Origin of the sequence: Ideonella azotifigens (assembly GCF_021043325.1) — a bacterium.
Taxonomy (GTDB): Bacteria; Pseudomonadota; Gammaproteobacteria; order Burkholderiales; family Burkholderiaceae_C; genus Ideonella; species Ideonella azotifigens.
In genome coordinates this window covers 42,462-56,563 of record NZ_JAJNKD010000024.1, presented here as the reverse complement: position 1 = coordinate 56,563, position 14,102 = coordinate 42,462, and the positions used below count along the sequence as shown (strand labels likewise).

11 protein-coding genes are annotated in these 14,102 nt (G+C 69.0%); 4 read left to right on the top strand and 7 right to left on the bottom strand.

Features of this window, described 5'->3' with window-relative positions; translation table 11 throughout:
* Positions 1-97 precede the first annotated feature (97 nt).
* The gene (locus LRH25_RS30325; RefSeq protein ID WP_141285652.1) at positions 98-1,837 is read left to right on the top strand and encodes a DUF885 family protein; all 1,740 of its coding nucleotides are present in this window, start codon (positions 98-100) and stop codon (positions 1,835-1,837) included.
* An 86-nt stretch (positions 1,838-1,923) separates the two neighbouring features.
* On the opposite strand, the gene LRH25_RS30320 is transcribed toward LRH25_RS30325, so the two are convergent.
* From LRH25_RS30320 to LRH25_RS30310, 3 genes are all read right to left on the bottom strand, one after another.
* Positions 1,924-3,468, bottom strand: coding sequence for a methyl-accepting chemotaxis protein (locus LRH25_RS30320; RefSeq protein WP_141285654.1), 1,545 nt, complete (start codon positions 3,466-3,468; stop codon positions 1,924-1,926).
* A gap of 223 nt (positions 3,469-3,691) precedes the next feature.
* Entirely contained in the window at positions 3,692-4,141 is a 450-nt protein-coding gene (locus LRH25_RS30315; protein WP_141285656.1) for a type II toxin-antitoxin system VapC family toxin, read from the bottom strand.
* Positions 4,138-4,473: a type II toxin-antitoxin system Phd/YefM family antitoxin gene (locus LRH25_RS30310; protein ID WP_141285658.1), complete on the bottom strand. Its 336-nt coding sequence runs from the start codon at positions 4,471-4,473 to the stop codon at positions 4,138-4,140. Before LRH25_RS30310 ends, LRH25_RS30315 begins: the two co-directional genes overlap by 4 nt.
* A gap of 317 nt (positions 4,474-4,790) precedes the next feature.
* Here LRH25_RS30310 and LRH25_RS30305 point away from each other — a divergent pair, with 317 nt between their 5' ends.
* Positions 4,791-5,852: a hypothetical protein gene (locus LRH25_RS30305; RefSeq protein ID WP_231013121.1), complete on the top strand. Its 1,062-nt coding sequence runs from the start codon at positions 4,791-4,793 to the stop codon at positions 5,850-5,852.
* A 7-nt stretch (positions 5,853-5,859) separates the two neighbouring features.
* Here LRH25_RS30305 and LRH25_RS30300 read toward each other — a convergent pair whose 3' ends face one another.
* Positions 5,860-6,531 (bottom strand): HAD-IA family hydrolase, encoded by a 672-nt coding sequence (locus tag LRH25_RS30300; RefSeq protein WP_231013120.1) that lies wholly within the window; start codon positions 6,529-6,531, stop codon positions 5,860-5,862.
* An 83-nt stretch (positions 6,532-6,614) separates the two neighbouring features.
* Between LRH25_RS30300 and LRH25_RS30295 the strand changes: the two genes are divergently transcribed.
* A complete protein-coding gene (locus LRH25_RS30295) occupies positions 6,615-7,121 on the top strand; it encodes an endonuclease V (protein ID WP_141289659.1) in 507 nt (168 codons plus the stop codon).
* Positions 7,122-7,144: 23 nt separating this feature from the next.
* On the opposite strand, the gene LRH25_RS30290 is transcribed toward LRH25_RS30295, so the two are convergent.
* Positions 7,145-7,465: a hypothetical protein gene (locus tag LRH25_RS30290; protein ID WP_141289658.1), complete on the bottom strand. Its 321-nt coding sequence runs from the start codon at positions 7,463-7,465 to the stop codon at positions 7,145-7,147.
* Positions 7,466-7,666: 201 nt separating this feature from the next.
* On the opposite strand from LRH25_RS30290, the gene LRH25_RS30285 reads away from it, so the two are divergent.
* On the top strand, positions 7,667-12,037 hold the full coding sequence (locus LRH25_RS30285; RefSeq protein WP_375142192.1) for a DEAD/DEAH box helicase: 4,371 nt from the start codon (positions 7,667-7,669) through the stop codon (positions 12,035-12,037).
* Positions 12,038-12,049: 12 nt separating this feature from the next.
* Here LRH25_RS30285 and LRH25_RS30280 read toward each other — a convergent pair whose 3' ends face one another.
* Positions 12,050-13,423 (bottom strand): ATP-binding protein, encoded by a 1,374-nt coding sequence (locus tag LRH25_RS30280; RefSeq protein ID WP_231013118.1) that lies wholly within the window; start codon positions 13,421-13,423, stop codon positions 12,050-12,052.
* Positions 13,423-14,094 carry a winged helix-turn-helix domain-containing protein gene (locus LRH25_RS30275; RefSeq protein ID WP_141287494.1) on the bottom strand — a complete coding sequence of 224 codons (672 nt, stop codon included), beginning with the start codon at positions 14,092-14,094 and terminating at the stop codon, positions 13,423-13,425. The genes LRH25_RS30280 and LRH25_RS30275 overlap by 1 nt, the downstream gene beginning before the upstream one ends.
* Positions 14,095-14,102: the final 8 nt, after the last annotated feature.

The window sequence follows — 14,102 nt, the reverse complement described above, 5'->3', positions numbered from 1 at the left end:
GAGACGGCCCCGGGCGCTGGGCTGACTCATCTCGCGGCAGGCGCGGGCGCCGCGGCTTCGGCTATCGTGCGCGGCGCATCTCCACTGTGCTCACGCCATGCCGAACCTTTCCGCGTCCCCTTCCTGGCTGCTCGCTGCAGCGCTTTCCGCTTTCGCGGCTGCCCCGGTCCACGCGAGGCCTGCCGATTCGGCGCCCGCAGCCGCAACGGTAGTCGCCGCGCCGCGCATCAGCAAGATCCAGATCCCCGGCGACCCGCGCTTTGTTGCCGTCGCCCGCGACGTGCTGCTGGTGCAGGCCGCCTACACGCCGGACTTCGCGTCCCAGTCCGGCCTGGTCGACGACGCCTTGCGCCTGCCCTCCTTCGCGCCGCAACACATCGCGGCGCTGACCAAGCGCCTGCGAGCGGACATGGCCCGGCTGCGCGCCCTGCCCTGGCGTCAGTGGCCGGTGGACCAGCAGATCGACCTGCGCTGGGTGTATGCCAATGCCGAGCGCATGGACCGCGAGCTCAACGTCGAGCGCCTGTACCTGCACCGCCCGGGCGCCTGGCTGGAAACCACGGCCAACAGCTACCTGGCCATCCTCACCTACGCACCAGGCCGCAGCGATGCGCTGAGCGCCATCGCCGGGCAAATCCCCGCGCTGGTCCGCGAAATGAGCGCGCTGTGCCGGCCCACGCAGGTGGACGCCGAGGTTGCCCAAGGCCTGCTGGACGGGATGATCGCCATGCTGAAGGCCAGGCCAGTGCCACAGGGCGACGCGGCCATCGCCGCGCTCAGCGCCTACCGCCGCGAACTGGAACGCAGCCACCTCGACCAGCCCTATGCCGTCATTGGGGCCGAGAACTACGCCTGGCGCCTGAAGCACGCCAGCCTGCTGCCCTGGGACCCGGCCGCGCTGCTGGCACTGGCCGAGCAGAAGCTGGCCACGGCCGACGCAGAGATGGCCAAGCTCAAGCCGCAGTTGCCACCGCCCGGGCCGCTGCCGCCCGAGCTGAAGCAGCAGGCCACCGCGCTCAACCAGGCCGCCATCCTGGCGCTGCACGACCAGATCCAGCTGCAGAACCTGGCCGCGATTCAGGCGGCCGGCTTTGTCACCGTGCCGGCGGGCGTGGGCCCCGTGCGCACCCGCGTCACACCTGACGCGATGGTGCCGCTGACCGGCGATGGCGGCAGCATGAACCCGCCGCCGCCCTTCATCGACGACACGGTCGGCTGGTGGAACATCGGCCACTTCAACCCCGCCATGTCGCAGGAAGAGCGCGAGCGCAATGTGCGCGGCCTGGTGCTGTTCAAGGAGACCGGCATGGGGCCGTATGCGGTACACGAAGGCGTGCCCGGCCATCACCTGCAGCTCAGCATCGCCCGGCTGAACCCGAATCCGCTGCGCAACCTGTTCCAGGATGCCGTGCAGAACGAAGGCTGGGCCTTGTATGCCGAGCAGGAAATGTGGGAGCAAGGCGGCCTGGGCAACTCGCTGGCCGCGCAATACAACGTGCTGCGCAGCGACCGCTTCCGCATCCGCCGCGTGGTCTACGACGTCAACATCGAAACCGGCAAATGGCCGCTGCAGCAAGGCGCCGACTGGAAGGACGAAGCCCAGCCCGGCAAGGGCGAGATCGACCCCGAGCTCAAGCGCAGCGTCAACTGGCCAGCGCAGCTGATCTGCTACTTCGCCGGCAAGCAGCAGATCCTGGCGCTAAAGGCCGACTACAAGAAAAAGCTCGGCGCGCAGTACTCCGAGCGCCGTTTCCACGACGAACTGCTGGCCATGGGCTCCATTCCCTACGTCTTCGCCCGCACCAAGATGCTGGGCGAGCCGGTGCCCGGCTTCTGACCGGAAAGCAAAACGGGCCGGGGCAGTTCAACTGCCACCCGGCCCGCTGAGCGCCATGCAACATGCGCTCTGTGGAAACAAGCCGCTCAGCGCAGCTTGAACTGAGCGACCACGCCGGCCAGGCTGCCGGCCTGCTCGCGCAGGCTTTCGGCGGCCGCGGCCGACTGTTCCACCAGCGCCGCGTTCTGCTGCGTCATCTGGTCCAGCTGCGTCACCGAGGTGTTGACCTGGCCAATGCCCTCGCTCTGCTCGCGCGCGGCGGCGGTGATCTCGCCAATGATGTCGGTCACCCGCTTCACGCTGGCGACGATGTCGTTCATCGTGCTGCCCGCGTCCTGCACCAGGCGCGAACCGGCTTCCACCCGGTCCACGCTGCTGCCGATCAAGGCCTTGATCTCGCGCGCCGCCTCGGCCGAGCGCTGCGCCAGCGAACGCACTTCGCTCGCCACCACTGCAAAACCGCGGCCCTGCTCACCGGCACGCGCAGCCTCCACCGCGGCATTCAGCGCCAGGATGTTGGTCTGGAAGGCAATGCCATCGATGGTGCCGATGATGTCGGCAATCTTGCGCGAGCTGTGCTGGATCTCGTCCATGGTGGACACCACCTGCGCCACGACCGCGCCACCGCGCTGGGCCACTTCGGCGGCGGACGTGGCGAGCTGGTTGGCCGTGTAGGCCGACTCGGCCGACTGCTTCACCGTGCCGGTCAGCTGTTCCATCGAGCTGGCCGTCTGCTGCAGGTTGGAAGCCGTCTGCTCGGTGCGCATGCTCAGGTCGGCATTGCCGGTGGCAATCTCGGTCGACGCCGTGCCGATGCTGTCGGTCGACGCCCGCACATTGCCCACCACCCGCGCCAGCTCGCCGTTCATGTGCTGCAGCGCGCGCATCAGTTCACCGAATTCGTCGCCACGGCGGTCATCGATCTGCTGCGTCAGGTCGCCCGCCGCAATCGCCTGAGACACCTCGATGGCGCGCCGCAGCGGCAGCCGGATCGAGCCCACCAGCCGGTGGATCGCAAACAGCGACAGCAGGCCCACCACCAGGGCGCCAATGCTGCCTTCCACGACGATGCGCCGCTGGACGGCATCCGCATCCGCCAGCGCCTGCTCGCCCTTCTTGCGCTGCAGGTCCACGAACTGCTCGATGCTGGCCAGGTAGGTCAGCGTTGCCGGCGCGTACTCGGCCTTGAGCATCGCGGCAACGCCTTCCTTGTCGCCCGCAGCGCCCAGGTCACCGGTCTTCTTGCTTGCCGCCACCAGCGCCTTGCCGTTGGCGCCAATCGTCTTCAGCAAAGCCTGGTCTTCCGGCGTCTGCGCCTGCTTGGCCAGGCCTTCGCGCAGCTTGGCGATGCGCGGTGCGTCATTCGCCAGGTTGTCCTTGAACAGCTCACGCAAGGCCGGGTCACCACTCACCGAAACAGCCATGCCCCGCGCCACCGCTGCCTCGGTCAAGCCCTTCCACAGCACCGACTTGGCGATCATGTCGTGGGTGTCGGCCAGCGCCGCCACGGAAGCCCGCCGCACCTGCTCGGCGCGCCAAAGCGTCAGCCCCGCAATCGACAGCACGGCCACCAGCAGCAGCAGAATCGTCGCCCACAACTTGCGCGACACGGAGACATTGTTCAAGTTCATCGCCTACATCCTTGTTTGGTACCGCACGGCACACAGCCGTCGGCATGCCGGGTATCGACATTGCACCGTGCCGCTGCATGGGTCCAAACCCCGACAAGCGAGGCTAAATCCGCACATCTGCGAAGCCTGGCGCGTCGTGCGACGACCGAGACACGGGGTTCGTCAACAAGGGGACGGAAACGGCTGCTACATCACCTTCACGTGACGCGCATTTCCCGACGGATCAGTTGCTGAACCAGTTCACCCAGCGCAGGCCCGGCACATCGGCGAAGTCCTTGGCGTTGCGGGTGACCAGCGTGCAGCCCTGCGCAATGGCCACAGATGCGATCTGCGCGTCTGCAAACGGCAGCACCCTGCCACGGGCCGCGCTTTCAGCGCGCAGCTGTGCATGGATCATGGCTGCCGCCTCGTCGTACGGCAGCTTGGGCAGCGTGCCGCAGACCCGTTGCAGAAAGGCCAGCAGCCTGGCCTTGCGCGCACCTTCCGGCAAGCGCAGCAAGCCGTAGTTCAGTTCATGCCAGACAGGTGCCGGCAGCGCCAGCTCCGATTGGTGTTGCTGGAACAGTCGCTCGACCTGCGGCTCCGGATGAGACCGGGCCAGTTCCGAGATGACGTTGGCATCGAGCAGCCAAAGAATGGCTGGGGACGGCTCACGGCTCAGCGCCACAGTCATGCGCCTTCGGCCTTGCCCAAGCCCGCGTCAGCCGGCCATTCGAATGGTGCACGGCCACCGTTCTCGTCCGCCTCGCGAAGATTCGCAAACGGGTCGTCCGCATGATCTTGCTGAGCGAGCTCGGCTGCGTGTTCACTGCGCCACGCCTGCAGCGCTGCCCAGGGGCCCGGCGCGACGTCACCAGTGGTCAGCCGGCGGTACTGCGCCACCGACATCAAGACCCCGGCCGGCTCACCCCGCCGCGAGATGTAGATCGGCTCCTCGCGCACCTCCAGCTCACGCAAGGTTTCGGCCAGATGTGCGCGAATTTCGCTGTAGGGAATGCTGTCCATCGGGCGCTCTCCTGAATACGTACAACTCAATTGTACAACTCAAGGCAAAGGCGCTTTCCCGCCCGTGATCCTCACAATCGCGGCGCCAACGCCAAGATGTTCCCTCGCTGTCCTTGGAGCAGGCCGCCCTCGCGCCGCCCGCGGTAGGGGCACCTTGAGAGCTGCGTTCGCCTGGTATGTTGCAGTCCTCCGCCCGTCCACCAGGCCTGGGACGGGCCTACCCGGCCGCTGTCCCTCAGAAGGAGGATTGCCCGCGGGCGACCGGCGGACCACCATCGCCCCGCTGCGCGGCTGTCCCGCGCCGGGAGAACCGCCCCATGTCCACACCATTGACCCACGGCCAGCGCATTGGCCTGGCCAGCCTGATCTACGCCGTGCTGGTGGCCTGCATGATGGCGGTGGTCTGGAAGAGCGGGTTGCAGCCCGGCCAGGCGAAGCCCCGCGTCAACGAGATGCTGTCGTTCGAGCGGCTGCCGTCGCCCTCGTGCGACGAGATCGAGACCGGCAAGCTGGTGCTGAAGGTCGAAGGCATGGACACCGGCCTGCGCGCGGTTGGCTGCCAGGACGGGCCCAAGCCCGTCGCCACCTTCTGGTTCCACCACGGCGACAACAAGCTGCCCGCCGAAGCTGACCAGGCCGTGTGGACCGTGATCCTCGGCCAGCCGCTGAGCGCAGTGAAAGACGGCCGCACGCTGGGCTACGAGCTGGTGCAGACCAACGAGGACGGCAAGACCGCCCACCTCTCGCCCCGCGGCCGGCAATTCAGCTTCGCCATCTTCGCCTGGTGGTCGCCCGTGGCCTTCGCCATCGTGGCCTACGTCTGGGCGCTGCTGATCTACCTTGCCCGCTTCTCCGCCCTGCTGCGGGACGGCGCGGTGCCCAGCACGCCGCTGGCCAGCCGCACCTTCAGCCTGGCCAAGACACAGATGGCCTGGTGGTTCGCCATCGTCTTCGCGTCCTTCGTGTTCCTCTGGCTGGTGACCGGCGAGATGCCGGTGATCAGCGGCCAGGCGCTTTCACTGATGGGCATCTCCAGCGCCACCACGCTGGCCTCGGTCGGCGTCTCGGCCGACCGCAAGGCCGACGCCGGCAACTCCGGCGTGTTCTTCCATGACTTGCTGAGCGACGCCAACGGCCTGACCATCCACCGGCTGCAGATGCTGGTGATGACGGTCGCCCTGGGCCTGATGTTCCTGATCCACGTTGGCACCCGGCTGACCATGCCGGAGCTGGACCCGTCCATCCTCACGCTGATGGGCCTGAGCGCCGGCACCTACGTGGGCCTGAAACTGCCGGAGGCGCAGCAAGGGTCCACTCCGCCGCCGACCGCACCGCCGCCGAGCCCGCCGCCACCCGCGGTGGACGGCCAGCCGGGCTGAGCGCCCGTCAGCCTTGGTTCACGGCCTGCAGCAGCAGCGAGCCGTCCTCGTCCACCGCCACGCTCAGCTGGGTGTAGCCGCCCACCACCGGGTGCGGCGTCTGCATCGGCGTGGCATGCGTGGTGCCAATCACCATCACCGAGGCGCCCGCCGCCTCCGCTGCCGCAATGCCTGCCGGCGCATCTTCCCAGACCAGGCAGTCACTCGCCGCCACGCCCAGCAGCTTTGCCGCCTGCAGGAAACAATCCGGGGCCGGCTTGCCATTGGCCACGTCATCCCCGGTGACGATCACCGCCGGCAGCGGCAGCCCCGCGGCCCGCACCCGGCGCAGCGCCAGCGCCCGCGGCGCCGAAGTCACCAGCGCCCAGCGATCAGGCGGCAATGCGGCCAGGAACGCCTGCGCGCCGGGAATCTCGATCAGCCCAACCACATCGTCCAGTTCCGCCTGCAGGATGGCCTCGGCCTCCAGGTCCACGTCCATGCCCGGCGTCTGCCAGTCCCGCACCGTGTCGATGGCGCGCCGGCCGTGCAGCGTGTGCCCCACTGCCACTGGATCCAGCCCATGCTTCAAGGCCCACTGGCCCCACACGCGGTTGACCACCGCAATGCTGTTGAGCAGCGTGCCGTCCATGTCGAACAGGAAGGCCGCGAACTTGGTTTGCGTCAGTGTCGAAATCACCCAGGGCATCCGGTGAGTGGAAACCCGGCATCTTAGAGGCAGGACAATCCCGGCCAGACCCAGCAGACCCGACAGGCCCTTTCATGAAACTCGCAGTGGATGTTCACCTTGACGGCACCGGTGGCCAGGCCGCGGCCGTGGCGTTTGACGAATGGGGTGCGGCCGAAGCGGAGCGTACCTTCGTGACTCGCGTGGCGGCGCTGGACAAGCCGGCGAAAGGCGAGCCGGACTTGCGCGAGCTGCATGCCATCCTGGAGCTGCTGCGCCAGCATGCGCTGCAGCCCGAGGTGATCCTGATCGACGGCTTTGTGTTCCTGGACGCCCAGGACACGCCTGGCCTGGGCCAGCGGCTTTACCAGGCGCTGGGCGGGCGGGCGGCGGTGGTCGGGCTGTCGAAGACGGCCATGGCCGACACGCCAGCGCAGTTCGAGCTGTACCGCGAGGAAGAGGCCAAGCCGCTGATCATCACCAGCGTGGGGCTGGACCTTGGCTCGGCCAAGGCGCGGGTGCGGGCCATGCACGGCAGGCGCCGCGTGCCCACGCTGATGAAGCTGGTGGCCAGGCTGGCCAAGGGCAGCGCGGAAGCTTGAAGCTGCGCGCCCTCGGCAGGGACTCAGCGCGCGGTGGGTGCGCCGTTGCCCATCTTCCAGTCGTTGCACTGGAAGTAGCCTTTTTCGGTGAAGAAGTCGGCCAGGCTGCCGTCGCCGTGCACCATGGTGCCGCTGGTGCAGACCAGCACCGCCGAGGAGTTGGACTCCTCCTTCAGCCGGTTGCCCGCGTTCATGGAGTCCGCGGTGAACCGGCTCAGCGGGAACAGCAGCGACAGCACGCCCGCAGCCACCGCGAGGATGACGATGGCCCGGCGAAGCTCGCTGCGGGATTCATTGCCGGCATGGGGATGCCGGCGGTCGTAGGTGCGGGTAGAAGATGGCATGGCGTCTGGCAGCGTCTGTTGAAGGGCTGTGAGGCGGCAAAGGACCGATCAAAACTGCAAACCGGCAAGCTGCATCGGATCAGCCCCGCTCATCGGCACAAGGGCGACCGACTGAAGTCCTTTCTGAAGCCCCCGAATGTAAAAAATGGCCTGTCGGCGCTGGCCCACCATTTGCCTTGATTTCGCAGGCCCGGCCCCGACGTGGCAAGCTGCGCCCACGCCTTGCCCACTGGTGCTGTGACCTCTCCTCACGACTTCCACCCCGCCGTCCAGGCCTGGTTCGACCAGACCTTCCCTGCGCCCACGCCCGCGCAGGCGGCCGCATGGCCGGCCATCCAGCGCGGGCAGCACACCCTCGTGGCCGCGCCCACCGGTTCCGGCAAGACGCTCACCGCCTTCCTCGCCGCGCTGGACGATCTGGTGCGCCGGGGTTTGGCCAACCATGGCCTGCCAGACGAATGCGCCGTCGTCTACGTCTCGCCGCTGAAGGCGCTGTCCAACGACATCCGGCTGAACCTCGAAGCGCCGCTGGCCGGCATCCGAAAACAGCTGACAAAGCTCGGCCTGCCGGACGTCAACATCCGCACCGCCGTGCGCACCGGCGACACGCCCGCCACCGAGCGCCAGCAGGCGCTGCGCCGGCCGCCGCATGTCTTCGTCACCACGCCCGAATCGCTCTACGTGCTGATGGGTTCGGCCTCGGGCCGCAAGCTGCTGGGCACGGTGCGCACGGTGATCGTCGACGAGATCCATGCGCTGGCCGCGAGCAAGCGCGGTAGCCACCTGGCGCTGACGCTGGAGCGGCTGCAGGCGCTGTGCAACGCCTCGCTGGTGCGCATCGGCCTGTCGGCCACGCAAAAGCCGATCGACGAGGTCGCCCGCTTTCTCACCGGCGGCAAACCCTGCGAGATCATCGACATCGGCTACACCCGCCAGCGCGACCTGGCGCTGGAACTGCCGCCCACGCCGCTCAGCGTCGTCATGTCCACGGACCAGTGGGACCAGGTCTACGACCGCATCCAGCAACTCGTTGCCACGCACCGCACAACCCTGGTTTTCGTCAACACCCGGCGCATGGCCGAGCGCGCCGCGCGCCACCTGGGCGAGCGGCTTGGCAAGGAAGCGGTGGCCGCGCACCACGGCAGCCTGTCCAAGGAAGCCCGGCTGCTGGCCGAGCAGCGCCTGAAGGCCGGCGAGCTGCAGGTGCTGGTGGCCACGGCCTCGCTGGAACTGGGGCTGGACATTGGCGACGTGGACCTGGTCTGCCAGCTCGGCTCGCCGCGCGCCATCGCCAGCTTCCTGCAGCGGGCAGGCCGCGCCGGCCACCACGTGGGCGGCGTACCCAAGGCCCGGCTGTTCCCGCAGTCGCGCGACGAATTGGTGGAATGCGCCGCGCTGCTGGACGCCGTGAATCGCGGCGAGCTGGATGCCCTGCACGTGCTGCCTGCGCCGCTGGACGTGCTGGCCCAGCAGATCATTGCCGAGGTGGCCTGCCAGGAATGGCATGAAGACGCGCTGTTCGAGCTGGTGCGCCGCGCCTGGCCTTACCGGGACCTCACTCGCGAGCGCTTCAACGAAGTCGTGCGCATGGTCTCCGAAGGCTTCACCACCCGCCAGGGCCCGCGCGCCGGCTATGTGCACCGTGACGCCGTGCACCACCAGCTGCGCGAGCGCAAGGGTGCGCGCATGACGGCCCTCACCTCCGGCGGCACCATCCCCGAGTCCGGCGACTACACCGTGGTGCTGGAACCGCAGGCCGACAAGATCGGCAGCGTCAACGAAGACTTCGCGGTCGAGAGCATTGCCGGCGATGTGTTCCAGCTCGGCAACACCAGCTACCGCATCCTGCGTGTGCAGCCCGGCGTGGTGCGGGTGGAAGACGCGCAGGGCGCCGCGCCCAACATCCCGTTCTGGCTCGGCGAGGCGCCCGGCCGCACAGCCGAACTCTCGTTTGCCGTCTCCCGCCTGCGGGCCGACTTCGAGCGCCAATGGCTGGCCGGCACGCCGGAAGAAGCCGTCACCTGGGCGCGGGACACACTGGCGCTGGACGATGCTGCCGCGCGCCAATTGGTGGACTACCTGGGCCGCAGCCTGGAAGCGCTCGGCGTGCTGCCCACCCAGCAGCGCGTGGTGATGGAGCGCTTCTTCGACGAGAGCGGCGGCATGCAGCTGCTGATCCACTCGCCGCGCGGCAGCCGGCTCAACCGCGCCTGGGGCCTGGCGCTGCGCAAGCGCTTCTGCCGCCAGTTCAACTTCGAGCTGCAGGCCGCGGCGACCGAAGATGCCATCGTGCTGTCCCTCTCCACCAGCCACAGCTTCCCGCTCGAAGAAGTGGCGCGCTACCTGAACAGCAAGACGGCCCTGCATGTGCTCACGCAGGCGCTGCTGGACGCGCCGCTGTTCGGCGTGCGCTGGCGCTGGAACGCCACTACAGCCCTCGCGCTGCCGCGCATGCGCGGTGGCCGCAAGGTCGCGCCGCAGCTGCAGCGCATGAAGTCCGAAGACCTGCTGGCGGCGGTCTTCCCGGACCAGGTCGCCTGCCTGGAAAACATCGTCGGCGAACGCGAGATCCCCGACCATCCCCTCGTCGCCCAGACGCTGGACGACTGCCTGCACGAAGCCATGGACGCCGAAGGCTGGCTGGCCGTGCTGCGCCAGCTCGAAGCCGGCGAGCTGGAAGTCATTGCGCGCGACCTGACCGGCCCTTCGCCGCTGGCCGCCGAAGCGCTGAACGCCAAGCCTTACGCCTTCCTGGACGACGCCCCGCTGGAAGAGCGCCGCACGCAAGCCGTGCAGAACCGCCGCTACAGCGACCCCGAAAGCGCAGACGACCTGGGCCGGCTGTCGCCCGAAGCAATAGAAGCCGTGCGCGACGAGGCCTGGCCCCGCGCCCGCGACGCCGACGAAATGCACGAGGCCCTCAACGCGCTCGGCCTGATCAGCGACAGCGAGGCCGCCGCCAACCCCGGATGGCCAGGCTGGCTCGCCGCACTGGCCCGCGCCAGCCGCGCCACGCGCCTGTCCAACGGCTTGTGGACAGCCGCCGAACGGCTGGCCGAGGCGCAGGCGCTGTACTCCGAAGCCACGCTGCATCCGCCACTGAAAGCGCTACCTGAATACGCCACCACAGGCCCGCGCGAAGACATTCTGCGCGAACTGGCGCGCGCCCGCCTCGGCGGCCTGGGCCCGGTCACGCAGGCCACGCTGGCGGCCAGCCTGCAACTGCAGCCCGGCGAGGTCGAAAACGCGCTGCTGCGGCTGCAAAGCGAAGGCTCGGTGATGCAGGGGAGATTCACGCCTGGCACCTTGGAAGTGGAATGGTGCGAGCGGCACTTGCTGGCCCGAATTCATCGCTACACGCTCAAGCGCCTGCGCCAGGAGATCGAGCCGGTCGAGCCGCGGGACTTCGCGCGCTTCCTGTTCGACTGGCAGCAGGTCGGCCCAGCCCACCAGGTCGAAGGTCCCGAGGCGCTGCCCGCGGTGCTGGCCCAGCTCGAAGGCTATGAAGCGCCGGCCGGCCAATGGGAAGCCGAGATCCTGCCGGCCCGCGTGCGGGACTACAGCAGCACCTGGCTGGACGACCTTTGCACCGCAGGTCGCACCACCTGGACCCGCCTGCGCCCCACCGCGACGAGCGGCGGCAAAGGCGGCAGCGTCAGCGGCTCGCTGCTCAGCACGCCGATCCTGCTGCTGCCGCGCCGCAGCGCAGCGCAATGGGCACGCATCGCCCCGGCGCCCACCGAAGACGCCGCGCTCGGCGCCCGTGCACAGCGCCTGGCCGACCACCTCGCCAGCCACGGCGCGTCGTTCTTCGACGAAATGCAGCAAGGCACCCGCCTGCTGCAAAGCGAGCTGGAAGACGCGCTGGCCGAACTCGTGGTGCGTGGCCGCGCCAGCTGCGACAGCTTCGCCGGCCTGCGCGCGCTGATGGTGCCCCCGTCCAAGCGCCCGTCCGCGCACGCCGGCAGCCGCTCGCGCCACCACGCGCCGCGCCGGCCGCTGTTCGGCATCGAGGACGCCGGCCGCTGGTCGCTGGTGCGCACCCGGTCCGAAGCCGGATCCACGCCATCAACCGAAGACCTGGAACACGTTGTCAAGACCCTGCTGCGCCGCTACGGCGTCATCGCCTGGCGCCTGCTGGAGCGCGAGCCCGCGTGGCTGCCGCCCTGGCGCGACCTGGTGCGCGTCTGCCGCCGGCTGGAGGCGCGCGGCGAGTTGCGCGGCGGCCGTTTCATCGCTGGCGTCTCGGGCGAACAGTTCGCACTGCCAGAAGCCGTGGCCCGCATGCGCGAAGTGCGCCGACAGCCGCCAGGCAACGCATGGATTTGCCTCGCAGCGACCGATCCTGCGAATCTGCTGGGCACGCTGCTGCCCGGGCCCAAGCTGCCGCGCACGGCGGGCAGCCGGGTGCTCTACCGCGATGGTGTGCCGGTCGCCACGCTGGTTGCCGGCGAAGTGGGGCTGTTGGCGGACCTGCCGGCCGAGGAAATGCAGTTCGCCAAGCGCTCCTTGCTGATGGAGCCGGGCACCCGCCACGGGCTGAGCATGGCCCCTGCAGCGGTGCAGGGCTGACGGGCCCGCGCCTCAGGCCAGCGGAAACCGCAGCTCGACCGACAGCCCACCCAGTAAAGCCGAGCGGGACACGCTGAGCTCGGCGGCCAGCACGCTTGCAATGCGTCGGGTGATGGACCAACCCAGGCCGCTGCCGCTCTGGCCGGTACCAACGACCCGGAAGAATCGTTCGCCCAGGTGTGCCATTTCGGCGTCGCTCATGCCCGGCCCGCTGTCGACCACCGTCACGCTGACACTGCCGGCCAGGTTCCGAACCACCACCCTGACGCGGGCGCCCGCCGGGCTGTATCGAATGGCGTTGTCGACGAGGTTGCGCAGCAGCACTGCCAGCAGCGTCGCGTCGGCATTGACCGGGCAAGCCGCCTGGGCTTCGACCTCGATGGTCTGCTGCCTGTCCAAGGCCAGCGCGGCGACATCGGCCACCACCTCGCGCACCACGGCGCAGGCATCCAGCCGGCCCAGCACCGGCGAGCTGCCGGCTTCAAGCCGGGACAGCGTCAGCAGCTGCGTGACCAGTCTCGTGGCGCGGTCGCAGCCCTGCACGGTCGCCTGCAGCGCATGGGTACGTTCCGCGTCGTCCGATGAAGCCAGTGCCACCTGCGCCTGGGCGCGGATCGCCGCGATGGGGGTGCGCAACTCATGGGCGGCATCGGCGGTGAAGCGGCGCTCCGACGCCATCAGCTCGGCAATGCGCTGGAACAGGCTGTTCAAGGCCGCCAGCATCGGGGCCATCTCGGAGGGCGCCCCATCCACCGTGATCGGCGCCAGTGCCTGCGCCTGCCGCCTGGCCAGCATGCGGCTCAGCACCTGCATGGGCGCAACGCCCTGGCGCACCGCCCACCAGGCCGCCAGCGCGAGCAGGGGGAGCGCAAACAGCATGGGCGTGAGCACGCTGCGCAGCACCGCCCGGAGGATGGCGTTGCGCGACTCGACCTGCTCGCCAACGAAGACCTGCGTGTCTCGTTCACGACCGTAGGTGGCAAAGACCCGCCAGGTCGCACCGCCCATCGCAATCGTGCGGAAGCCCTCTTGAGGACGCTCTTCAGCACTGCCGGCGAGGGCCAGCATCGGCGTGGCCGGCGCGTTGGCAGAGCGCAGCGCCAGCCGGCCTTCATGGAAGACCTGAAACGCGACCTTCGGCGCATAGCGGTGCAACGAAGGGGCGTTGATGCCGTGCTCGTCCTCCTCTGTCTCGGCCGCCTGCTGCGCCACCAGCAGCGCCGCGGCCTGTGCCAGATGGCCGTCCAGCAGTTCATCGAGTTCGTGGCGCACGTCCAGCCAGGTCAGCGCAGCCGCCGCGATCCAGATGCCGGCCACCCCGCCGATCACCATCAGCAACAGCCGGCCCTGCAGCGAACGGGGCAAGTGCAAAAGGGGAAACCGCATCAGGGCCTCGGCAGCTCGCGCGTCAGCACATAACCGACACCGCGCACCGTCTGGATCAGCGCGCTGCCGAGCTTGCGCCGCAGGTGGTGAACATGCACCTCGACCGCGTTGCTCTCGACCTCCTGTCCCCAGCTGTAGAGGTGCTGCGCCAACTGCTCACGCGACAGCACGCGCCCGGCGTTGAGCATCAACGCGTGCAGCAGGTCAAACTCGCGCGCCGAGAGCGGCACGCTCAGGCCGGCCTGCACAACAGAGCGCGCAGCAGGGTCCAGCACGACGTCCTGGGCCGTCAGGCATTCCTGCGGCTGGCCATGCGAGCGCCGCACCAGCGCGCGCAGCCGGGCAGCGAGCTCGTTCAGGTCAACCGGCTTGACCACGTAGTCATCGGCTCCCACGTCGAGCCCGCGGATACGGTCTGGCACGGCATCCCGCGCCGTCAGCACCAGCACCGGCAGCGTGAGGCCGGCCTGCCGGATCGCAGCGAGCACCGCCATGCCGTCCTTCAGCGGCAGGCCGAGGTCCAGCACCGTGGCCGCATAGGGCTGCGCGCGCAACTCGCGTTCTGCCGCGCCACCATCGCGCACCCAGTCGACCTGGAAGCCCAGCTGGCGCAAGCCGGCGCGCAGCCCGTCGCCGAGCAACGGATCGTCTTCGGCTAGCAGGATGCGCATGGTCCGGA

Bases quoted from the DNA above. Each gene is read 5' to 3' on its own strand.
- LRH25_RS30325 (WP_141285652.1), top strand. From the start codon at position 98: ATGCCGAACCTTTCCGCGTCCCCTTCCTGGCTGCTCGCTGCAGCGCTT.
- LRH25_RS30320 (WP_141285654.1), bottom strand. From the start codon at position 3,468: ATGAACTTGAACAATGTCTCCGTGTCGCGCAAGTTGTGGGCGACGATT.
- LRH25_RS30315 (WP_141285656.1), bottom strand. From the start codon at position 4,141: ATGACTGTGGCGCTGAGCCGTGAGCCGTCCCCAGCCATTCTTTGGCTG.
- LRH25_RS30310 (WP_141285658.1), bottom strand. From the start codon at position 4,473: ATGGACAGCATTCCCTACAGCGAAATTCGCGCACATCTGGCCGAAACC.
- LRH25_RS30305 (WP_231013121.1), top strand. From the start codon at position 4,791: ATGTCCACACCATTGACCCACGGCCAGCGCATTGGCCTGGCCAGCCTG.
- LRH25_RS30295 (WP_141289659.1), top strand. From the start codon at position 6,615: ATGAAACTCGCAGTGGATGTTCACCTTGACGGCACCGGTGGCCAGGCC.
- LRH25_RS30290 (WP_141289658.1), bottom strand. From the start codon at position 7,465: ATGCCATCTTCTACCCGCACCTACGACCGCCGGCATCCCCATGCCGGC.
- LRH25_RS30280 (WP_231013118.1), bottom strand. From the start codon at position 13,423: ATGCGGTTTCCCCTTTTGCACTTGCCCCGTTCGCTGCAGGGCCGGCTG.
- LRH25_RS30275 (WP_141287494.1), bottom strand. From the start codon at position 14,094: ATGCGCATCCTGCTAGCCGAAGACGATCCGTTGCTCGGCGACGGGCTG.